Genomic DNA, 20,303 nt, shown 5'->3' on the forward strand with positions numbered 1-20,303 from the left:
CCCGCGTGCTCCCTCGCCGCACCGTCCTGGTCGCCCTCGCCTCGACCGCCGCCCTCGCCCTCACGGCCTGCGGCAGCGGCAGCCTCGAGGCCAAGGGCTCGCTCGACCCGGACAAGCTGACCATCTACAGCGCCCAGCACGAGAACCTCACCCAGGCGTGGGCCAAGAAGTTCCAGGAGAAGACGGGGATCAAGGTCCAGATCCGCTACGGCTCGGACTCCTCGATGGGCGCGCAGATCGTGCAGGAGGGGTCCAAGAGCCCTGCCGACGTGTTCCTCACGGAGAACTCCCCCGCGATGACCACCGTGCAGAACGCCGGCCTGCTGGCCAAGGTCGACCCGGCCACGATCGCCCAGGTGGGCGCGGCGTACCACCCCAGCAGCAACGACTGGGTGGGCATCGCCGCGCGCTCGACGGTCCTCGTCTACAACCCGAGCAAGATCAGCGAGGCGCAGCTGCCGAAGTCGATCATGGACCTCGCCGACCCGGCCTGGAAGGGCAAGTGGGGCGCGGCCGCCGGCGGCGCCGACTTCCAGGCGATCGTGAGCGCGATCCTCGCGACCCAGGGCGAGCAGAAGACCGCCGCCTGGCTCAAGGGCCTCAAGGACGGCGCGCAGGTCTACCAGAACAACATCGCCGTGATGAAGGCCGTCAACGCCGGCCAGGTGCCGGTCGGGATCATGTACCACTACTACTGGTACCGCGACCAGGCCCTCACCAAGGCCGGCAGCAAGAACACCAAGCTGCTCTACTTCCGCCACCAGGACCCGGGCGCGTTCGTCAGCATCTCCGGCGGCGGCGTCCTGAAGTCGAGCAAGCACGCGGCCAACGCCCAGAAGTTCCTCGCCTTCGTCACGAGCAAGGAGGGCCAGCAGATGCTCGCCACCAGTGACGCCAAGGAGTACGCCGTCGGCAACGGGGTCGCCTCGGACAAGGCGCTCGAGCCGCTCGACAGCCTCGAGGCCCCCAAGGTCGACCCGTACACGCTCAACGGCCCCAAGGTCATCGAGCTCATGACCCAGGCGGGCATCCTCTAGGTGGCCCGCTCCCCCCGCCCCGTCGCGGGCCCCACCCCCGCAGCAGTGACCGTCGCGGCCCTGGCCGTGGCGGCGCTGTGCGTCGTCCCGCTGGTGGTCGTCGTCGTCAAGGCGTTCGACGTGGGACCGGCGGCGGCGTGGGACCTGCTGTGGCGTCCCCGGGTCGGTGAGCTGCTGCGCAACACCGCCGGCCTCGTCGTCTGCACGGTCGCCCTCACCACGGTGCTGGGCATCGCGACCGCCTGGCTGGTCGAACGGACCTCGCTGCCGGGGGCCCGGTTCTGGCGGGTGCTCATGGTGGCGCCGCTGGCCGTGCCCGCCTTCGTCAACTCGTACGCGTGGGTCACCGTGCGGCCCGACCTCCAGGGGCTGAACGGAGCCGTCCTGGTCACGACGCTGTCGTACTTCCCGTTCGTGTTCCTGCCCGTGGCGGCGGTGCTGCGCGGGCTCGACCAGTCGCTCGAGGACTCGGCGCGCTCGCTGGGCCTCGGCCCGTGGCGCGCGTTCTTCCGGGCCGTGCTCCCCCAGCTCCGGCCGGCCGCCCTCGGCGGGATGCTGCTGGTGTCGCTGCACCTGCTGTCGGAGTTCGGCGTGCTGGCGATGCTGCGCTTCCCGACGTTCACGACCGCGATCCTCGAGCAGTTCCAGGTGGCGTTCTCGAACTCGGCGGGCAGCCTGCTCGCCCTCGTGCTCATCGCCCTGTGCCTGGCGCTGCTCACCGCCGAGCAGCTGCTGCGCGGCACCACCCGGTACGCCCGCCTCGGCCGCGGCACGACCCGCCGGGCCCTGCCCGCTCGCCTGGGCCGCTGGACCGTGCCGGCCCTCGCCGGCATGGCGCTGCTGACCGTCCTGGCCCTCGGGGTGCCCCTCGGCAGCCTCGTCTACTGGTTCCGCGCCGGCTCCGGCGGCCTGTCCGAGAGCACCTTCGACCCGGCCGAGCTGGTCTCGACCCTGTGGGGCACGCTGCGCCTCGCCGTGCTCGCCGGCCTCGTGTCGGTCGTCGCGGCCTTCCCGGTGGCGTGGCTCATCGCCCGCCGGCGCTCGTGGCTGTCGGTGCTGGTCGAGCGCGCCACCTACGTCGCGTCATCCCTGCCCGGTGTCGTCATCGCCCTCGCCCTGGTCACCCTCGCCGTCCGGTACGCCCGGCCCGTGTACCAGACCGCGGCGGTGCTCGTCGCGGCATACGTCGTGCTGTTCATCCCGCGCGCGATGGTGAGCATCCGCGCTTCGCTCGCGCAGGCGCCGGAGGAGCTCACCGACGCGGCACGCGCGCTGGGCGACCGGCCGCTGCGGGCGTTCCTGCGGGTGACGCTGCCGCTGACCGCGCCGGGTGTGCTCGCCGGGTTCGCGATGGTGTTCATCGCGACGTCGACCGAGCTCACCGCGACGCTGCTGCTCGCGCCGACGGGCACGCAGACGCTGGCGACGGCGTTCTGGAGCGCGAGTGAGAGCATCGACTACGCGGGTGCAGCACCGTATGCCGCGGCGCTGGTGCTCGTGTCCGCCCCCCTAACCTACCTGTTGCTGCGACGGAACGACGAGGAGCCTGCACTGTGACCACGCTGCGCATCGAGGGGGTGGCCGCGTCCTACGACGGCCGGCCCGTCCTGCACGGCCTCGACCTGCAGGTGCCGTCCGGGACGACGACGGCGATCCTCGGGCCGTCGGGCTGCGGCAAGACCACGCTGCTGCGCGTCATCGCCGGCTTCCAGCCCGCCGACGAGGGCACCGTGACCCTGGGCGACACCGTCGTCGTCGGCCCCGGCCGCTGGGTGGCCCCCGAGCGCCGCGGCATCGGCTACGTCGCGCAGGAGGGCAACCTCTTCCCGCACCTGACCGTCGGGCAGAACGTCTCCTACGGCCTGCCGCGGGCGGCCCGCCGTGCCGGTGAGCGCGTGGCCGAGCTGCTTGAGCTCGTCGGCCTCACCCCCGACCTCGCGGCCCGTCGTCCGGACCAGCTGTCCGGCGGCCAGCAGCAGCGCGTCGCCCTCGCCCGCGCGCTGGCCCGCAAGCCCACGCTGGTCCTGCTGGACGAGCCGTTCTCCTCCCTCGACGCCGGGCTCCGCGCCACGACCCGCGAGGCGGTGTCGGACGCCCTGGCCCACGAGGACGTCACCGTCGTCCTCGTCACCCACGACCAGGCCGAGGCGCTGTCGTTCGCCGACCAGGTCGCGATCATGCACGAGGGACGGTTCTCCCAGGTCGGGACGCCGTCGCAGGTCTACGCCACCCCGACCGACCGGCACGCGGCCGCCTTCCTCGGCGACGCGGTGTTCCTGCGTGGCCGCGCCGACGGCACCTCGGTCGTCACCGCGCTCGGCACCCTGCCGGTGCACCAGCCGGCCCCGGCCGGCACGGTGGACGTGCTGCTGCGCCCGGAGCAGATCCAGCTGCGGGCGATGTCGCCGGGCACCCCCTGCGCCGAGGTCGTCTCAACGACCTACTTCGGCCACGACGCGCTCGTCGCCCTGCGGCTGCAGGCCGACCGCACCGTCGTCACCGCCCGCGTCAACGGCCACGAGGTCCCGCCCGCCGGCTCGATCGTCGGCCTGTCGGTCGTCGGCCAGGCGCGGGCCTTCGCCGGCTGAGCGCGGCCGGGCGCAGGAGCCGTCGCGGGCTGACCGGCGTCAGCCGATGGCCCAGTGGCGCCCGTAGCCGTAGACGAGGAACGCCACGAAGTTCACCAGTCCGAGGGCGAGCATGACGGCCGCGACGGCGCGCCACCGCGGCCGGCTCAGCGGCCGGCGCCAGTAGTCGACGGTCGCCCAGACCGCGAACGGGACGAGCAGCGGGAACAGCCCGAGCACCAGCGCCACGACGAGGGGCCAGACCCGTGGTCGCGACGGCGGGGTGCGCGCCAGCAGGTGCGACAGCCCCTCCCCCTCCGCGCGCGGGTAACCGACGACCGTGCCCCTCTGCGACGTGCCCTCCACGACGTCCCCCTCCCTCAGGTGGGACCAGTCAGCCAGAGGGGGATGCGTCCCCGCAAGCGTTTCGGTGAAGTCAGCTCCAGGCGGCGTGCAGGGCCAGCGCCCGCACGTCGGTGAGCGAGGCGACCTGGTCGACGACGACGCGCAGTGCCGCTCCGTCGTCCGGCGCCTCCTTCCAGTCGGCGAGCAGGTCACGGTCGAGCCTGCCCACCGGGTCGGCGAGGTACGCCGCCACCAGGTCGCGCACGACCTCGCGCTGCCCCGCCAGCACGTCGAGCCGCTCCTGCGCGTGCATCACGAAGTGCGCGGCCACCGCCTTGAGGACGGCGCACTCGGCCCGGGTGTCGTCGGGCACCACGAGCTCGGCGTCGTACCGCGTGAGGTCGCCGTCACCGTGCCGCTCGCGCGTGGCGCGCTCTACCGCGAGGACGAACCGGCCGATGAGCCGCGAGGTCATGTCCTTGAGGGCCGCCCGGTCCCCTCGCGAGCCGTCGTACGCCGCGGGCACCGCGCCGCTGGCCAGCACCCGTTCCAGCGCGGCCCCGAGCGCGTCGGTCCCGAGGTCCGCGGCGTAGAGACCGGTCGCGACCGCGAGGACGCTGTCGACGTCCGTCGCGTCCCGCAGCCGACGCAGGTCGAGCCGGCCGGAGGCCACGGCGTCCTCGACGTCGTGCACCGAGTAGGCGACGTCGTCCGACCAGTCCATGACGTCGGCCTCGATGCATCGCCGTCCCGGCGGACGGCCGTCACGGAACCACTCGAAGACCGGCAGGTCGTCGGCATACACACCGAACTTGGCTGTGCCGGAAGGGCCCTCGCCACGCGGCCACGGGTACTTGGTGGATGCGTCGAGGCTCGCGCGGGTGAGGTTCAGCCCGGCCGGCCGGCCGTCCGGGTGCACCCGCTTGGGCTCGAGCCGGGTGAGCAGGCGCAGCGTCTGGGCGTTGCCCTCGAAACCGCCGATACCTGCCGCCACCGCGTCGAGCGCCTGTTCGCCGTTGTGGCCGAAGGGCGGGTGACCGAGGTCGTGGGCGAGGCAGGCGGTGTCGACGACGTCGGCGCTGCAGCCGAGGGCGGCCCCGAACTCGCGCCCGATCTGCGCGACCTCCAGGGAGTGCGTGAGCCGGTTGCGGACGAAGTCGTCGTCGCCGGGCTGGAGCACCTGCGTCTTGGCCGACAGCCGGCGCAGTGAGGCCGAGTGCAGCAGCCGGGCACGGTCACGGGCGAAGTCGTCCCGGTCGGCACGCTTGGTCACGGGGTCCTCGCGGACCCAGCGCTCCCGGTCGGCCTCGGCGTATCCCACGAGCCGAGCCTAGATGGCAGGCGTCAGGAGCCGCCTGCAGCCCGCGCGGCGTCGGCCGCCCGCTCGACCCACCGGGGCTGCTCGCCGTACCGCTGGGGCGCGATGAGCCTGCCCGCGGCGCTGTCGCTCACGAGCTGCGCCATCCGCTTGTCGCGGGTGGCCTCCTGCTTGGCGCTGGTGACCCAGTGAACGGCGACCCGACGGTAGGACGGCGTGGCCTCCCGCCAGAACGCCGAGGCCGCCGGGTCGGCCGCGAGCTGCACGGCGTGGGCGGGGTCGAGCTCGCGCTCGTCGCCCTCGTAGGAGTACGTGCCCGAGCGGTCCTCGCGACGCCGCGCGTACGCCGCGAGGCCGGCAGGTCGCATGCGCCCCTCCGCGACCAGCCGCTCGACCGTGGCGATGTTGATCGCGGACCAGGTGCTGCCCGGCTTGCGCGGCGTCCAGCGCTGCCGCGTGGTGTCCTCGTCGATGCGCTGCGCCACCGAGTCGATCCAGCCGAAGCACAGTGCCTCCACGACGGCGTCCTCCCACAGGAGACCGCGCTCGGGCACGTGCTTCTTGTGCAGCCCCATCCAGAGCTCGGGCTCGGTCTCGTGGTGGGCCTCGAGCCAGGCCCGGAACTCCTCAGGCCCGCTGAAGAACGTCGCAGGCCTCTCCGGTGTCCCGCCCGGCGTCCCCGCCGCGTAGCGCCGTGCCATGGCGCAAGGGTGCCACGCGGCGCCGACGCGCGGCAGCGCCCTGCCAGGCGAGCGAGGCGACGACCACCCCGAGTGCCCACGCCACGTGCCAGCCGTTCATGACGAGCAGCACCAGCACGGAGGTGAGGGCCACGACCGCGGTCCACCAGGCGGCGCCTCCCCGCGGGAGGAGCCGGACGGCCGCGCCCGTGCCGAGCACGTACACGAGGGTGAAGCAGCCGGTCGCCATGAGCATGAGCGGCGTCATACCCAGGTGCAGCACCTCGGCGGCGACGAGCCACGCCATCGACTGGCCCGCCACCAGGGCGAGGCTGCGCCGCGGCACCTCACCCGGACCGCTGCCGCGCGCGAGGGCGACGGGGAGGGCGCCGTCGCGGGCGAGCGCGGCCCCGAGCCGCGCCCCGCCCGCGTAGTACGCGTTCATCGCGCCGATCGTGAGCAGCACCGCGACGAGCGCGGTGACGACCCGCACCGAACCGCCCACCCCGGCCGCCAGCAGGTCGGAGAGCGGGGCCTCGCTGCGGGCCGTCGCCGGACCCAGGACCAGCAGGCTCGTCGCCGCCAGCGCCAGGTAGAGGACGCCGACGACGACGATCGCGATGCCGGTGGCGCGGGGGACGTCACGGCGCGGCGTGCGGTACTCCCCGGCGAGGGACGCGACGGCCTCCCACCCGGCGAACCCCCACACGAGCAGGGCCGCCGCGGTGCCCACGGCACCCCACCCGTGCGGCGCGAAGGGGGTGAGGTGGTCCCACCGGGCGTGGGGCAGGGCCGCTGCCACGGTGACGGTCATGAGGGTCGCGAGGACGCCCGTGAGCACCAGCTGGACCCGCCCGGACAGGCGCAGGCCGGCGGCGTTCACCAGGCCCACTCCCCCGATGAGCAGGACGGCCACGGCGACGGCCGTCCGGCGACCGCCGCCGAGCGCGTCCGCGACGTAGCCACCGGCCATGAGCGAGGCAGGTGGGGCGCCCACGGGGATCGCGAAGTAGAAGCACCACCCGACGGCCCCGGCTGCCCGGCGCCCGAAGGCGCGGCCCACGTAGGTCGAGACCCCACCGGTGTCCGGGAAGCGGGCTCCCATCGCCGCGAAGGTGAGCGCGAGCGGGACGCTGAGGAGCACGAGCGCCAGCCACGCCACCAGCGACGCCGGCCCGGCGATCCCGGCAGCGAGGGCGGGCAGCGTGATCACTCCGGTGCCCAGGACGGCGCCGATGGACAGGGCGGCCCCCTGGGGGACGGACAGGCGTGCGCTCACGGTGCTCATGGCTCGATCGTGGTCGCCGATTGGCCCCCTCGGAAGGGCCAAACCTGGGCAGGTCGTTTGGGCCAATCTAGGCTGGCGTCGTGGACCTGCACCTCGACCTCGGCCGCGACCTCGGCGGCGACCTCGGCGGAAACCCGCGCACCGGCGGGGACCGCACGGTGCGGCTGTACCGGGCGCTGCTCGACGCCGTCCTCGACGGCCGGCTCTCCCCCGGCGACCGGCTCCCCCCGACCCGCGAGCTCGCCGGCCGGCTGGGCCTGGCCCGCGGGACGGTGGCGACGGCATACGACCGGCTCGCGGCGGAGGGGTTCCTGGAGAGCCGCGTCGGCTCGGGTACCTACGTGGCGCCCGACGTGCAGCCCCGTCGCCCGCGCCGGGCCCCGGCCGGGGAGGTGAGCCCGCGCGAGGTCTGGTCGTCGCTGCCGCCCCCGGTCCTCGATGCCACGCCGGTGGGGTACGACCTGTCGGTGGGCGGGCCGGACACCAGCCTCTTCCCGCTCGGCACGTGGCGCCGGCTCGTCTCCGCGACGCTGCGCCCGGCGCTGCTGCAGGCGTCGGCCTACGCCGGCGGTGGTCACCCGGACCTGCAGCGGGAGGTCGCCCGGCACGTCGGGCAGGCCCGCGGCGTCGTGGCCGGGCCGGACGACGTCGTCCTCACCGGTGGCGCCCAGCAGGGTCTGGACGTCGTGACGCGTGCCCTGGTCGAGCGGGGCGACGTGGTCGTCGTCGAGGACCCCGGATACACCGCCGCCGTGCGCCTGTTCGCCTCGCACGGCGCGACAGTGGTCGGCGTCCCGGTCGACGAGGAGGGGCTGGTCGTCGACGCGCTGCCCCGCCGCGCCCGGATGGTCTACGTGACGCCGTCGCACCAGTTCCCCACCGGGGCCGTGATGTCGCTGCGCCGCCGGATCGCGTTGCTGGAGTGGGCATCCCGGCGCAACAGCGTCGTGGTCGAGGACGACTATGACAGCGAGTTCCGGTACGAGGACAGGCCGCTCGCGCCGCTGCAGAGCCTGGACCGGGACGGGCGCGTGGTCTACGTCGGGTCCTTCTCCAAGACGCTGATGCCGTCGCTGCGCGTCGGGTACGTCGTCGCGCCGCGGTCGGTCCAGGGCGCCGTTCGGGCCGCGAAGCTGCTCAGCGACTGGCAGGGCGACGCCGTCACCCAGGGCGCACTGGCGCGCTTCCTCGCCGAGGGGCTGCTCGCCGCCCACGTGCGTCGCGTGACCACGGTGTATGCCGAGCGCCGCGCGGCGCTGCTCGCCGCACTGGACGCCCTGCCGGAGGGGACGCTCGAGGTGGTGCCGTCCTCGGCCGGCCTGCACGTCTGCGCGTGGCTGGGTGACCGCGGGCGCGACGACGTGTCGCTGGTCGCCGCGGCGTCTCGGGCGGGTGTGACGGTCGAGCCGGTGTCCCCCCTCGCTTCCACGGCTCGCCGCCCCGCCCCGGTTTGGCCATGGGCTTCCGGCGGGTCCCGGCAGGGCAGATGCAGCAGGCCGTCGAGCGGCTCGCCGAGGTGCTGTGACCCCGGCCACCCCTCCCCGGATTGCGAGGTCCCGGGGGCCGACGGAGGGTGGAGCCATGACAGACCTCAGTGGAAAGACCGTGGCCTTCCTCGTCGCCAAGGAGGGCATCGAGCGGGTGGAGCTGACCGAGCCCTGGAAGGCCGTCGAGCAGGCCGGAGCCACCCCCAAGCTGCTGTCCCCGGAGACGGGTGAGGTGCAGACCTTCGACCACCTGGACAAGGCCGAGACGCGTCCGGTCGACACCGCCGTGGGCCAGGCGTCGATGGACGACTACGACGCCCTCGTGCTGCCCGGCGGCGTCGCCAACCCCGACGCGCTGCGCACCGACGAGACCGCGGTCGGCTTCGTCCGCGACTTCGTCGCCAGCGGCAAGCCGGTCGCCGCGATCTGCCACGCGCCGTGGACCCTGGTCGAGGCGGACGTGGTCAAGGGCCGCACGCTCACCTCGTGGCCGAGCCTGCAGACCGACATCCGCAACGCCGGTGGCGAGTGGGTGGACAAGGAGGTCGTCCAGGACGGCAACCTCATCACCAGCCGCAACCCCGACGACATCCCGGCGTTCAACGACGCGCTGCTCGAGGCCCTCAGCCACGGGGCGGCCGCGCAGAACGCCTGACCCACCGCAGCACGAAGGGCGCCCCCGGAATCCGGGGGCGCCCTTCGCGCGGTCCCGCCCGCTGTGATCGCTCCAACACACGCAGTGGCACCTGCCAGGAGGTGTCGCTCAGCCGCCCGAGACGGACAGCTCGGCCTCGGCGACGGCGCGGCGGTGGTCGGCGCTCAGCTCGCGGCTCGAGAGCCAGCCGTCGGGCAGGGCGACGACCCGCGGCGAGCCGGCCCGGCCGCGTTGGCCCTCGGCGGGCTCGCCCGGCCACGGGGCCGACGCGTCCATGCTCGCCAGCAGCTCGTCGAGCGCCTCGAGCGAGTCGACCAGGGCGAGGGAGTTGCGGACCGTGGACCCGGCCGGGAAACCCTTGAGGTACCAGGCGATGTGCTTGCGGATGTCGCGGCAGGCCTTGAGCTCGTCGTCGTAGAAGTCGACGAGGTAGACGGCGTGCCGGCGCAGGGTGGCCGTGACCTCGCCCAGCGTCGGCTGCACCCGGACGGGGCTCCCGGCGAACGCCGCGGCCAGGTCGGTGAACAGCCACGGCCGCCCGAGGCAGCCACGGCCGACCACGACGCCGTCGCAGCCGGTCTCCTCGACCATGCGCACGGCGTCCTCGGCCGACCAGATGTCGCCGTTGCCCAGCACCGGGATCGACCGCACCGTCTCCTTGAGGCGCGCGATCGCGGTCCAGTCGGCCTCGCCGGAGTACGCCTGGGAGGCCGTGCGCCCGTGCAGGGCGACTGCCACGACCCCGGCGCGCTCGGCCGTGAGACCGGCCTCGAGGTAGGTCAGGTGGTCGTCGTCGATGCCCTTGCGCATCTTGACGGTGACGGGCACGGCATACGGGTCGGCCTCACGGACCGCGGCCGTGACGATGCCCTCGAACAGGTCGCGCTTCCACGGCAGGGCGGCGCCGCCGCCCTTGCGGGTGACCTTGGGGACGGGGCAGCCGAAGTTGAGGTCGATGTGGTCGGCGCGGTCCTCGGTCACGAGCATCCGCACGGCGGCCGCGACGGTGGCAGGGTCGACGCCGTAGAGCTGGATGGAGCGCGGGCTCTCCTCGGGGTCGTGCTCGATGAGCCGCATCGTCTCCGGGGTGCGCTCGACCAGGGCGCGGGAGGTGATCATCTCGCTGACGTACAGCGACGTGGCGCCGCTCGCTCCCCCGCGGCTGAGCCCGTCCTCGCCGTACTCGCGGCACAGCTTGCGGAAGGCGCGGTTCGTGATGCCCGCCATGGGTGCGAGCACGACCGGGGACTCGATGGTGTGCCGCCCGATCTGGAGGGGCGGCAGGACGGCGTTCGGTGCGGTGGTGACGGTCATGGCCGCACCAGTGTCCCACCTGCTGGTTGGATGGCCGAATGCGCGCACTCGTGTCCGCCGAGGCCCTCCTCGAGGAGGGGCTGGAGGGTCTGGTCCTCGTCGACGTCCAGTGGAGCCTGTCAGGATCCGGGGGTCCGCCCGGGCGCGACCCGTACGAGGTCGCTCACCTGCCGGGCGCGCACCACGTCGACCTCGACGCCGAGCTGGCCGGGTCACCCGGACCGGGTGGGCGCCACCCGATGCCCACGGGCCACGCGGTGCAGGAGGCGCTGCGCCGCTGCGGTGCCGACAACGCCTCCTGCGTCGTGGTGTACGACCAGGGCCCCTCGTATGCCGCGGCGCGGGCCTGGTGGGTGATGCGCCACTTCGGCGCGCAGGACCTCCGCGTCCTCGACGGCGGGCTGGCCGCCTGGCAGCGGGCGGGTGGACCCGTCACCACAGAGCTCCCCGAGCCGGGCGCCGGGACGTTCGAGGCGGGGCTGGACGGCGAGCTGTCCGTCCTCGACGCTGACGCGGCCGCCCGGGTCGCTCGCGACGGCATACTGCTCGACGCACGCGCGCCTGAGCGGTTCCGCGGGGAGACCGAGCCGATCGACCCGGTGGCCGGTCACGTGCCGGGTGCGGTCAACCTGCCCACGACGACCACGGCACAGCCGGACGGTCGGTTCCGGCCGGCACCGGAGCTGCGGAAGCTTTTCTCCGACAACGGGGTCCGCGACGGCGTCGAGGTCGGGGTGTACTGCGGGTCGGGCGTCACGGCCGCCCACGAGGTCCTGGCGCTGCACGAGGCGGGCATCAAGGCCGCGCTCTACGTCGGCTCCTGGAGCGACTGGATCACGGACCCGACGCGCCCCGTCGCGACCGGCGACTGACTGCGCGAGCTCCCGGTTCGAAGTGTCCGGCCCTCACCCGGTGATGGCCGAGCACATCGAACGAGGAAGGCGGTAGGTGCGGCAGAGGCGGCCAGGGGCGGCGTCAGAGCCAGCCGTACTCGTCGGCGATCCGCACGGCGTCGGCCCGGTTGCGCGCCATGGTCTTGCCGATCGCCGAGGACAGGTGGTTGCGCACGGTGCCCTCCGACAGCATCACCTGCCGGGCGATGTCGGCCACGGAGCCACCGCCCCGGGCCGCGATGAGCACCTCGGTCTCCCGTGCCGTCAGGGGTGACTCGCCGCCGGCGAGCGAGTCGGCCGCCAGCGACGGGTCGACGACCCGCAGGCCGGAGTGGACGCGGCGCACCGCCTCGGCGAGCTGGCGGGCGGGCGTGTCCTTGACGACGAACCCGCTCGCACCAGCCTGCAGGGCCCGGCGCAGGAACCCGGGCCGGCCGAACGTGGTCACGATGAGCACCCGCACCGCGGGCATGGCGTCGTGCAGCGCGGCCGTGGCGGCGATGCCGTCGAGCCCGGGCATCTCCACGTCGATGAGCGCGACGTCCGGGTTGCTCGTGACGGCCGCGGGCACGACCTCGTCGCCCGTGCCCACCTCCGCGACCACCTCCATGTCGGGCTCCAGCCCGAGCAGGGAGGCCAGGGCACCGCGCACGAGCGCCTGGTCGTCGGCGAGCAGCAGTCGGATCGTCATGCATCCACCTTGTCCGGTCGGGGTGTGGGGGTGTGGTCGAGGCCGTCGCGGGCGAGCACCGAGAGCTCGAAACCGCGCGGCGTGAGGCGGCGCGTACGCAGGGACGCGCCGACGGCGGAGGCGCGCTCGGTGAGTCCGATCAGCCCTGTGCCCGGCTGGCCCGCCCCTGCGCCGACGCCGTCGTCGGCGACGGTGATGCCCCGCTCCGTCAGCGTCACCGTGCAGGTCGTGGCGCCGCTGTGCCGGATGACGTTCGTGACGCCCTCGCGCAGCGCCCAGGCGCACAGCTCGCGCAGGCGGGTCGGCACGGCCTCCGTCGAGTTCGGCAGCTCGGCCTCGATCCCAGCGGCGGCCAGCGAGGACCGGGCGCGTGCGAGCTCGGCCGGCAGCGACATGTCCCGGAAGCCGGCCACCGCCTGGCGGACGTCGGCGAGCGCGTCGCGCGCGAGCCGCTCGAGGTCCTCGACCTCGGCCTGGGCGCGCTCGGGACTGACCTCGAGCAACCGGGCGGCGAGCTCGGCCTTGACGGTGATGACGGTGAGGCTGTGGCCGAGGATGTCGTGCACGTCGCGCGCCATCCGGTTGCGCTCCTCCTGGATCGCCAGCCGCGCGTTCTCCTCCCGCGCCTCCGCCAGGGCCCGCTGCCGCTGCGACGCCAGCATCCCCCCGGTGACCGCGAGCATCGCCAGGACGATGGACATGCTGATGCCGGGGTTGTGGCTCCACCCGTGCAGGTGGAAGGTCAGGAACTCGTAGACCGCCACGAGGACCAGGCCGATGACGAGCCCCACCCGGATCCGGAACGTCCACAGCCCAGAGACCGCGAGGAAGACCCACGTCGAGGCGCCCTCCTGGCCGATCGTGACGGTGGCGAGCGCGGCGAGGACGGCCAGCCCGGCCCAGTAGACGAGGGCCAGCCGGCTGACGTACCACCGGGTGGCGGGGGCGACGAACCGCGTCCCCCACACGGCCGAGCGCAGGTGGCTGAAGCTGAGCAGGTACAGCACGACGAACGCGGTCAGGACGATGAGGCCGCCGTCCGCACGCGGCTCGTCGCGCTTGGCCCAGGCCTGCGTGTACGCGTCCGACAGGAAGACCAGCCAGACCCCGCCGAGCAGCAGGGCGCCGAGGCGGGCCCGCCAGCCTGCGGTCTCGTCCCCGGCGAAGAACCGGGGACGCGGCTCCGCGAAGTCCGCGGCACCAGTGCGTTCGCTCACGACCCCCAGCCTCTCAGAGTCGGGGGCCGTGAGCGTACGCAGCGCGGCCGAGATCAGACCCGCGCCGTGTCTCGGCGGAACCGCCACGCCGCGCCTCCCGCGAACACCGCGAGCCACACCACGACGTTGACCACTGCGGCGGCACCGGGGCTGTCACCGGTCAGGGGCGAGTGCACCAGCTGGCTCAACCCGTACATGGGCGTGAGCTTGGCGATGGTGGCGAAGGTGCTGCCCATCTGGTCCAGCGGCACGAACAGCCCGCCGAGGAAGGCGAAGAGCGCCAGCCCGGGGCCGATGATCTGCATGACGTTCTCGCTGGGCAGCAGGTACCCCATGAACACGCCGAACGCCGCGAAGACGAGCGACCCGACCCACGCGATCAGCCCGGTCTCCAGCCACAGGTGCGAGTCCATGTGCGCGCCGCTGAAGGCGCCCGCGGCATACGTCACGGCGATGGAGACCGCGCCGAGGAGCATCGCCACGAGCACCTTGACGACGATGTATGCCGTGGACGTGAGCGGGGTGAGACGCAGCTGCCGGCTCCAGCCCTGGCTGCGCTCCACAGCCACCATGGCGCCGCCGCCGGTAGTCGACAGCATGGCTCCGTAGAGCGCCATCGACAGCATGATGAAGGCCGCGACGTTGCCGTGGCCGGCGTCCTGGTTCGAGTAGGACTTGCCGGTGCCGAAGATGAGGAAGAACAGCACGGGCATGACGACCGAGAAGATGACGGTTCGCCGGTTGCGCAGCATCCGGCGCACCTCGAGCCGCAGCAGCGTCGGGTTGAGGCTGCCCAGCGGTGGCACGGTGCGGTGCGGGACGGCGCCGGCCGTCGCGGTGGGGCCGGTCGAGGCGGTGGCGCTCATCGGCGCGCTCCTTCGGTGGTCGTGACGGCCGTGTCCGCAACCTCGGCGGTCGGGTCGGCGGTCAGGGAGATGAAGGCGTCCTCGAGCCCGCGGGAGGCGATCTCGAGGTCACGTGCAGCGGTGTGCGTCAGCAGGTGCCGGGCGACGGCGTCGCTGTCGGTGGACGCCACCAGGACCGAGTCGCCCCGGACCTCGACGGTCTCGACGCCCGGGATCGCCTGCAGCGCAGCGACATCCGCGTCGGGCAGCGTCGCGCGCACGGTGCGGCCGGAGACGAGGGCCTTCACCTCGGCCGCCGTCCCGTCGGCCACGACCTGCCCCTGGCTGACGAGGACGATGCGGTCGGCGTACGCGTCCGCCTCCTCGAGGTAGTGCGTCGCGAAGAGGACCGTCCTCCCCCGCTCGGCGTCCTCGCGGATGGCGGCCCAGAAGTCGCGCCGCCCGGTCACGTCCATGCCCGTCGTCGGTTCGTCCAGGACCAGCAGCTCCGGATCGGGCAGCAGGGCCATGGCGAAGCGCAGTCGCTGCTGCTGGCCGCCCGAGCACTTGCCGACCCTCCGGTCCGCGATCTCGGCGATCCCCGCCCGCGCCAGCACCTCCTCCACCGGGCGCGTGTCGCTGAACAGGCTCGCGGTCAAGCGGAGGGTCTCGCCGACGGTGAGGTCCTTGAGCAGCCCGCCGGTCTGCATGACCGCCGAGATGAGGCCGTGCCGCACGGCAACCTGCGGGTCCATGCCGTAGACCTCGGCGGTGCCGCTGTCCGGGCGGGACAGGCCCAGCATCATGTCGATGGTGGTGGTCTTGCCTGCGCCGTTGGGGCCGAGGAAGGCGACGATCTCGCCCGGCCGCACGGTGAGGTCGATCCCCCGTACGGCACGGACGCGGCCGAAGCTCTTGGCCAGCCCGGCGAGCCGGACCGCCGGCACCCCGGTGGTCGGCGCGGCCGCGCGTGTCTGCGTCTGTGTCATGGCAGGAAGCCTGCCGGGAGCGGGCGCGGGAGCCGCCACACACGCGTCACGAGCTCCCCGTGACCTTTGTCAGCCGGCTCCCAGCCGACTGTCAGGCGCCCCCGCGGGTGCAGAATGCCCCCCGTGCGCGCACTCGTCCTCGCCGGCGGCGGAGCAGCCGGCAACGCCTGGGAGATCGGCCTGCTCGCGGGGCTCGCCGACGCCGGCCTCGACGTGACCGACGCCGACGTCGTCATCGGCACCTCGGCCGGGTCCACCGTGGCAGCCCAGGTGACGAGCGGGACACCCCTCGCCGACCTGTACGCCGCGGTGCTCACCGAGGTGCCCCCGTCACGCCCGACCGTCCGCGGCTCCCGCGACTCTCCTACCTCGCGGGACTCCGGCGACCCCCGTGTCTCGCGCGGCGGCGCGGCGGGCAACGGTCCGGCCCGGGGAGTGTCGGGGAGCGCCTACCTGGACTGGTCGAACGACGTCGTCGCCGCCGCGTCGGACCCGGCCGACATGAGGCGCCGGATGGGCGCTGCGGCGCTCGAGCGGATGGGGGACGACGACTCGGGCACGTCCCGCTGGCGCGACGTCACCGCCTCGCGGCTGCCCGGCCACGAGTGGCCGGACCGGCGGGTGCTGATCCCCGCCGTCGACGCCCGGACCGGGGAGCCGGTCGTCTTCGACCGCCACAGCGGTGTCGACCTCGTGGACGCCGTGGCCGCCAGCACCTCCGCGATGACGCCGTACCGCATCCGCGGGACGTGGTACCTCAACGGCGGCTACCGGCGCAGCGAGAACGCCGACCTCGCCGCCGGGTGTGAGCGGGTCCTCGTGCTGTCGCCCTTCGGCGGCAGGTCACGGATGCCCGCGGGCTGGGGCATGGACCTCGCGACCCAGGTGCGCGAACTGCGCGCGGCGGGCAGCCAGGTCGAGACGGTGTTTCCCGACGCCCGCGCCGGGGCCGTCTTCGACGCGAACGCGCTCGACCCGTCGACCCGGCCGCAGGCGGCTCGGGGAGGCCACGAGCAGGGACGCGCCCTCGCCGCCGAGCTAGCCCAGCTCTGGCGGTGAGCGCCGGGCCGCGGCTGCGGTGAGCGCCGGGCCGCGGCTGCGGCGCGCGAGGACTGGAGCGCGGAGGGCGAGGGCGCAGCGTGAGGGCGCTGCGCGAGGACTGGAGCGCGAGGACTGCCCGCTAGGAGCGGGACCCGACGGCCAGGGCGATCCGTGGGACCTCCTGCTTCGCCGGGTTGGCCGCGATCCGGGTGACCCGCATGACGCGCCCGCTCTCGACGTCCCACGCCAGCACCCACGACCCGTGCGCGCCGACCGTCTGCACCAGTGCGGTGTGCGCGTCCGCCCAGCCCAGCACCGAGCAGCACCGGGTGACCCGCCCCACCTGGCCGTCGGGGTTCTCGGGTGCGGCCAGGACGGTCACCGACCCGGTGTCGGGACGAACGGCGACGAGCCCCTGGTAGATGGGGCCGTTGCCGCGCCTGATGAGCGGGTACGTCAGGTCCTGGTCGAGGAACGCCCCCGTGGCGACCCACTGCGCCGAGGCGACAGTGGGTCCCCAGAGCTCGGTCGCCGGCGCGGCGACGGAGCGCTCGCCGACCACGGCGTGCGACGTCGCGTCGTAGCGGGCGACGCGCAGAGACTGCGTGCCCGGCGCGAGCGCGAGCGCCGTCGCACCGTCCGACACCGAGGCGTCGGCCGGGACCGCGGCAGCCCCCGGCGCCGAGGTGTCGATGGTCCATGCCCGGTCAGCCGCCCGCACGCGGACCTCGCCCGCGGCCGAGCCCCACGCGGCCGAGTCGACGTACGGTGACGGCACGGCATACGAGGTGACGGAGCCGTCCCGCACGTCCAGGCGCACCACCTTCCCTGGTTGCGGGAACACGACGTAGCGCCCCGCACCGAACGCCCGGGGCCCCAGCGGCACGCCGTCGCCCCCGGCCCTGTCGCGCGTCGGCGACAGGAGCAGCCGGTCCACGACCACCTGCTCGCCGGCCGCCGTCACCAGCACCGGCCGGTACCCGCCCCCGTCGCGGCGCAGGACCACGGCGACCACGTCCCGCGGGGGCCCGGCCAGGGTGGACAGGGGCGTGCTCGGCCCGTAGGCGTCGACGACCTGGGGCAGCCCGGCCTCGAACAGCGGCAGCCCGCCCTCGACCCCCTCGAGCGGCAGCACCGCGTAGGGCGTCCGGTCACCGAGCGTGCCGGTGGTCGGGGGCGTGGTGACGGTGTACCGCGGCGGGTGCGCAGGCCCACCGCCGGTGAGCTGCAGGGCCGCCACCGCGAGCACCCCCGCGGCGAGCGCACCGACGCCGCCACTCACCGCGCGGCGTCGCCGCGCACGCTCCTGCAGGGCCGCGCCCCACGCGTCCTCGACGAGGTCCACCTCGATGACGTCCGCGGAGGCGCGCTGGAGCAGGGCACCGAGGTCGCGGTCGGTCACGGCAGCGCCTCCCCCGCCAGCCCGACCTCGAGATCCGGCACCCTGGCGCGCATCCTGGCCACGGCGGCGCGGGCCACCCCGTCGACGGCACCGGCGGACATCCCCAGCACCTCGGCGGTGTCCTCCACGCTGCGCTCCTCGAAGTACCGCAGGACCACCACCGCCCGCTGCTTCGGCGTCAGTGCCGCGAGCGCCTCGTCCACGCCACCCCGGCCGGGCACGGTCGTGCCGTCGCTGCCGGCGAGCTGCTGCAGCGCCCCGGCGATGGAGTCCCTCCGGGCGCGGCGCAGGGCCGCCATGGCGTCACGGTAGAGGACCCGGCGCACGTGGGCGTCGGGATCCCCCGTGCGCACCCGGTGCCAGCGCAGGGCCACGGAGGTGAAGGCACCCCGGAGCAGGTCCTCGGCGAGCCGGGCGTCACCGCAGAGCAGGTATGCCGCGCGCAGCAGGGAGTGCTGCCGCGCCCGCACGTAGCGGGCGAAGTCCTCGTCGACCTCGCGCTGCACCCGAACCCCTCTCCACCGCGATTCTCCCCCTCACCGCGAGGGACGGCACGGGAGCGCGGCGCGGACGACTGCGCCCCCTGCCCACGACGTGTCGTGGGCAGGGGGCGCAGGGCGGTGTGCCGAGCGGCGTGTGCCGAGGAGTCAGCAGACGAGGAGTCAGCAGCCGAGCAGGCGGCTGCCGAGGGGTCAGCAGCCGAGCAGGCGGCTGCCGAGGTACTCCTCGACCTTGTCGAGCGAGACGCGCTCCTGGGCCATCGTGTCGCGCTCGCGCACGGTGACGGCCTGGTCCTCGAGGGTGTCGAAGTCGACCGTGACGCAGAACGGCGTGCCGATCTCGTCCTGGCGGCGGTAGCGGCGGCCGATGGCGCCGGCGTCGTCGAAGTCGATGTTCCAGTTGCGGCGCAGGCGGGCGGCGAGGTCGCGGGCCTTGGGCGACAGGTCGGCGTTGCGCGACAGCGGCAGCACGGCGGCCTTCACCGGCGCGAGCCGGCGGTCCAGCCGCAGCACGACGCGCTTGTCGACACCGCCCTTGGTGTTGGGTGCCTCGTCCTCGGTGTACGCGTCGACGAGGAACGTCATGAGCGAGCGGGACAGGCCGGCCGCGGGCTCGATGACGTACGGGGTGTAGCGCTCACCGCTGGCCTGGTCGAAGTAGACGAGGTCGGTGCCCGAGTGCTTGCTGTGGGTCGTGAGGTCGAAGTCGGTGCGGTTGGCGATGCCCTCGAGCTCGCCCCACTCCGAGCCGGTGAAGTTGAAGCGGTACTCGATGTCGACCGTGCGCTTGGAGTAGTGCGACAGCTTGTCGGCGGGGTGCTCGTAGTGCCGCAGGTTGTCGGGGTTGATGCCGAGGTCGGTGTACCAGCGGGTGCGCTCGTCGATCCAGTACTGGTGCCACTCCTCGTCCTCACCCGGCTTGACGAAGAACTCCATCTCCATCTGCTCGAACTCCCGGGTGCGGAAGATGAAGTTGCCGGGGGTGATCTCGTTGCGGAAGCTCTTGCCGGTCTGGCCGATGCCGAACGGCGGCTTCTTGCGCGAGGCGTTCATGACGTTGAGGAAGTTGACGAAGATGCCCTGCGCCGTCTCGGGCCGCAGGTAGTGCAGGCCGGACTCGTCCTCGATGACGCCGAGGTAGGTCTTGAGCATCATGTTGAACTCGCGGGGCTCGGTCCACGCGCCGCGGGTGCCGCAGTTCGGGCAGGCGATCTCGGCCAGCGGGATCGAGTCGGGGTCGACCTCGGCGTCACCCGCGCCCTTCTTGGCGTTCTTCTTCTCCGCGATGGCCTCCTGCATGTGGTCCACGCGGAACCGCTTGTGGCAGGACTGGCACTCGGTCAGCGGGTCGGTGAACTCGCCGACGTGGCCGCTGGCGACCCAGGTCTGGCGCGGCAGGATGATCGAGGAGTCGAGGCCGACGACGTCGTCGCGGCCGGTGACCATGGACTTCCACCACTGCCGCTTGATGTTCTCCTTGAGCTCCACGCCGAGCGGGCCGTAGTCCCAGGCAGACCTCGTACCGCCGTAGATCTCGCCGCTGGGGAAGACGAAGCCCCGGCGCTTGCAGAGGGAGACGACGGTGTCGATGGTGGAGGGCGCTGCCATGCGGGCAAGGCTACTGTGCGCCCGCTGCGGCCTCGACGGGGTGTGTCCGCGGGGTACGTCCGCGGGGTATGTCGACGGGGCGCCTCGACGGGATGTCCCGGCCGCACCACGGCCCGTCGTAGGGTTCGTCCGTGCCCACGACGACACGCCAACGGATCGAGTCCGCCAGCCTGCCCCTGCTCCAGCGACTCAACGCCCTGCCGCGCGCGGTGCCGTTCCTCGTGGTCCTGGCGTTGATGGTCGGCGGGATCGCGCTCCCCGGCCTCGGCTGGCTGCTCCTCGTGCCGGTCGTCCTGTTCCTCGTGTGGACGCTCTACCTCGGCTGGCCGGCGCTGGACGGCGGCGCCCGGGCCGGTCGCGCCACCGTCGTCATCATGGCCCTCGCAATCACCGTCATCCAGGCGGTGCCGCGCACCTGACGCGCGC

General features: G+C 73.8%; 20 protein-coding genes. 8 read left to right on the top strand and 12 right to left on the bottom strand.

The annotated features are described in order from the left end of the window. The first annotated feature begins 5 nt into the window (after positions 1 to 5). The 3 genes from RKE38_RS00530 to RKE38_RS00540 are packed head-to-tail and all read left to right on the top strand — an operon-like array spanning position 6 to position 3,625. Complete coding sequence (locus tag RKE38_RS00530; protein WP_316005509.1) at positions 6 to 1,037, top strand: iron ABC transporter substrate-binding protein; 1,032 nt, start codon at positions 6 to 8, stop codon at positions 1,035 to 1,037. Between the two features lie 45 nt (positions 1,038 to 1,082). Next, positions 1,083 to 2,594, top strand: a complete 1,512-nt coding sequence (locus tag RKE38_RS00535) for an iron ABC transporter permease (RefSeq protein ID WP_316005510.1) — start codon at positions 1,083 to 1,085, stop codon at positions 2,592 to 2,594. Continuing rightward, positions 2,591 to 3,625 (top strand): ABC transporter ATP-binding protein, encoded by a 1,035-nt coding sequence (locus RKE38_RS00540; RefSeq protein ID WP_316005511.1) that lies wholly within the window; start codon positions 2,591 to 2,593, stop codon positions 3,623 to 3,625. The genes RKE38_RS00535 and RKE38_RS00540 overlap by 4 nt, the downstream gene beginning before the upstream one ends. Positions 3,626 to 3,664: 39 nt before the next feature. On the opposite strand, the gene RKE38_RS00545 is transcribed toward RKE38_RS00540, so the two are convergent. The 4 genes from RKE38_RS00545 to RKE38_RS00560 all read right to left on the bottom strand — a co-directional run bounded on the left by RKE38_RS00545 (position 3,665) and on the right by RKE38_RS00560 (position 7,235). Next, entirely contained in the window at positions 3,665 to 3,970 is a 306-nt protein-coding gene (locus RKE38_RS00545) for a hypothetical protein (RefSeq protein ID WP_316005512.1), read from the bottom strand. 70 nt (positions 3,971 to 4,040) lie between these two features. After that, positions 4,041 to 5,270, bottom strand: a complete 1,230-nt coding sequence (locus tag RKE38_RS00550; protein WP_316005513.1) for a deoxyguanosinetriphosphate triphosphohydrolase — start codon at positions 5,268 to 5,270, stop codon at positions 4,041 to 4,043. Between the two features lie 23 nt (positions 5,271 to 5,293). Continuing rightward, complete coding sequence (locus tag RKE38_RS00555) at positions 5,294 to 5,968, bottom strand: YdeI/OmpD-associated family protein (protein WP_316005514.1); 675 nt, start codon at positions 5,966 to 5,968, stop codon at positions 5,294 to 5,296. Beyond that, positions 5,895 to 7,235 carry an amino acid permease gene (locus tag RKE38_RS00560; protein ID WP_316005515.1) on the bottom strand — a complete coding sequence of 447 codons (1,341 nt, stop codon included), beginning with the start codon at positions 7,233 to 7,235 and terminating at the stop codon, positions 5,895 to 5,897. Before RKE38_RS00560 ends, RKE38_RS00555 begins: the two co-directional genes overlap by 74 nt. Positions 7,236 to 7,315: 80 nt before the next feature. On the opposite strand from RKE38_RS00560, the gene RKE38_RS00565 reads away from it, so the two are divergent. Both RKE38_RS00565 and RKE38_RS00570 read left to right on the top strand, forming a co-directional pair. Continuing rightward, positions 7,316 to 8,953 carry a PLP-dependent aminotransferase family protein gene (locus RKE38_RS00565; RefSeq protein ID WP_316005516.1) on the top strand — a complete coding sequence of 546 codons (1,638 nt, stop codon included), beginning with the start codon at positions 7,316 to 7,318 and terminating at the stop codon, positions 8,951 to 8,953. Beyond that, on the top strand, positions 8,841 to 9,377 hold the full coding sequence (locus RKE38_RS00570; protein WP_316007567.1) for a type 1 glutamine amidotransferase domain-containing protein: 537 nt from the start codon (positions 8,841 to 8,843) through the stop codon (positions 9,375 to 9,377). Before RKE38_RS00565 ends, RKE38_RS00570 begins: the two co-directional genes overlap by 113 nt. Before the next feature lie 108 nt (positions 9,378 to 9,485). On the opposite strand, the gene dusB is transcribed toward RKE38_RS00570, so the two are convergent. Further along, a complete protein-coding gene (gene dusB, locus RKE38_RS00575) occupies positions 9,486 to 10,691 on the bottom strand; it encodes a tRNA dihydrouridine synthase DusB (protein WP_316005517.1) in 1,206 nt (401 codons plus the stop codon). A gap of 38 nt (positions 10,692 to 10,729) precedes the next feature. On the opposite strand from dusB, the gene RKE38_RS00580 reads away from it, so the two are divergent. After that, entirely contained in the window at positions 10,730 to 11,563 is an 834-nt protein-coding gene (locus RKE38_RS00580) for a sulfurtransferase (RefSeq protein WP_316005518.1), read from the top strand. Positions 11,564 to 11,666: 103 nt separating this feature from the next. Here the strand turns inward: RKE38_RS00580 and RKE38_RS00585 are convergent, their stop codons facing one another. The 4 genes from RKE38_RS00585 to RKE38_RS00600 are packed head-to-tail and all read right to left on the bottom strand — an operon-like array spanning position 11,667 to position 15,326. Further along, a complete protein-coding gene (locus RKE38_RS00585; RefSeq protein WP_316005519.1) occupies positions 11,667 to 12,275 on the bottom strand; it encodes a response regulator transcription factor in 609 nt (202 codons plus the stop codon). Beyond that, a complete protein-coding gene (locus tag RKE38_RS00590) occupies positions 12,272 to 13,492 on the bottom strand; it encodes a sensor histidine kinase (protein ID WP_316005520.1) in 1,221 nt (406 codons plus the stop codon). The genes RKE38_RS00585 and RKE38_RS00590 overlap by 4 nt, the downstream gene beginning before the upstream one ends. Before the next feature lie 53 nt (positions 13,493 to 13,545). After that, positions 13,546 to 14,358: an ABC transporter permease gene (locus tag RKE38_RS00595; protein WP_316005521.1), complete on the bottom strand. Its 813-nt coding sequence runs from the start codon at positions 14,356 to 14,358 to the stop codon at positions 13,546 to 13,548. Continuing rightward, on the bottom strand, positions 14,355 to 15,326 hold the full coding sequence (locus RKE38_RS00600; protein WP_316005522.1) for an ABC transporter ATP-binding protein: 972 nt from the start codon (positions 15,324 to 15,326) through the stop codon (positions 14,355 to 14,357). The genes RKE38_RS00595 and RKE38_RS00600 overlap by 4 nt, the downstream gene beginning before the upstream one ends. Before the next feature lie 114 nt (positions 15,327 to 15,440). Here RKE38_RS00600 and RKE38_RS00605 point away from each other — a divergent pair, with 114 nt between their 5' ends. Beyond that, the gene (locus RKE38_RS00605) at positions 15,441 to 16,385 is read left to right on the top strand and encodes a patatin-like phospholipase family protein (RefSeq protein WP_316005523.1); all 945 of its coding nucleotides are present in this window, start codon (positions 15,441 to 15,443) and stop codon (positions 16,383 to 16,385) included. A 121-nt stretch (positions 16,386 to 16,506) separates the two neighbouring features. On the opposite strand, the gene RKE38_RS00610 is transcribed toward RKE38_RS00605, so the two are convergent. From RKE38_RS00610 to RKE38_RS00620, 3 genes are all read right to left on the bottom strand, one after another. Continuing rightward, on the bottom strand, positions 16,507 to 17,769 hold the full coding sequence (locus RKE38_RS00610; RefSeq protein WP_316005524.1) for a hypothetical protein: 1,263 nt from the start codon (positions 17,767 to 17,769) through the stop codon (positions 16,507 to 16,509). Next, the gene (locus tag RKE38_RS00615) at positions 17,766 to 18,275 is read right to left on the bottom strand and encodes a sigma factor-like helix-turn-helix DNA-binding protein (protein ID WP_316005525.1); all 510 of its coding nucleotides are present in this window, start codon (positions 18,273 to 18,275) and stop codon (positions 17,766 to 17,768) included. The genes RKE38_RS00610 and RKE38_RS00615 overlap by 4 nt, the downstream gene beginning before the upstream one ends. A gap of 186 nt (positions 18,276 to 18,461) precedes the next feature. Further along, on the bottom strand, positions 18,462 to 19,877 hold the full coding sequence (locus RKE38_RS00620; protein ID WP_316005526.1) for a glycine--tRNA ligase: 1,416 nt from the start codon (positions 19,875 to 19,877) through the stop codon (positions 18,462 to 18,464). Positions 19,878 to 20,008: 131 nt separating this feature from the next. On the opposite strand from RKE38_RS00620, the gene RKE38_RS00625 reads away from it, so the two are divergent. Then, the gene (locus tag RKE38_RS00625; protein WP_316005527.1) at positions 20,009 to 20,296 is read left to right on the top strand and encodes a DUF6703 family protein; all 288 of its coding nucleotides are present in this window, start codon (positions 20,009 to 20,011) and stop codon (positions 20,294 to 20,296) included. Positions 20,297 to 20,303 lie beyond the last annotated feature (7 nt).

Origin of the sequence: Phycicoccus sp. M110.8 (genome assembly GCF_032464895.1) — a bacterium.
Taxonomy (GTDB): Bacteria; Actinomycetota; Actinomycetes; order Actinomycetales; family Dermatophilaceae; genus Pedococcus.

Bases quoted from the DNA above. Each gene is read 5' to 3' on its own strand.
- RKE38_RS00555 (WP_316005514.1), bottom strand. From the start codon at position 5,968: ATGGCACGGCGCTACGCGGCGGGGACGCCGGGCGGGACACCGGAGAGG.
- RKE38_RS00560 (WP_316005515.1), bottom strand. From the start codon at position 7,235: ATGAGCACCGTGAGCGCACGCCTGTCCGTCCCCCAGGGGGCCGCCCTG.
- dusB (WP_316005517.1), bottom strand. From the start codon at position 10,691: ATGACCGTCACCACCGCACCGAACGCCGTCCTGCCGCCCCTCCAGATC.
- RKE38_RS00580 (WP_316005518.1), top strand. From the start codon at position 10,730: ATGCGCGCACTCGTGTCCGCCGAGGCCCTCCTCGAGGAGGGGCTGGAG.
- RKE38_RS00585 (WP_316005519.1), bottom strand. From the start codon at position 12,275: ATGACGATCCGACTGCTGCTCGCCGACGACCAGGCGCTCGTGCGCGGT.
- RKE38_RS00595 (WP_316005521.1), bottom strand. From the start codon at position 14,358: ATGAGCGCCACCGCCTCGACCGGCCCCACCGCGACGGCCGGCGCCGTC.
- RKE38_RS00600 (WP_316005522.1), bottom strand. From the start codon at position 15,326: ATGACACAGACGCAGACACGCGCGGCCGCGCCGACCACCGGGGTGCCG.
- RKE38_RS00605 (WP_316005523.1), top strand. From the start codon at position 15,441: ATGCCCCCCGTGCGCGCACTCGTCCTCGCCGGCGGCGGAGCAGCCGGC.
- RKE38_RS00620 (WP_316005526.1), bottom strand. From the start codon at position 19,877: ATGGCAGCGCCCTCCACCATCGACACCGTCGTCTCCCTCTGCAAGCGC.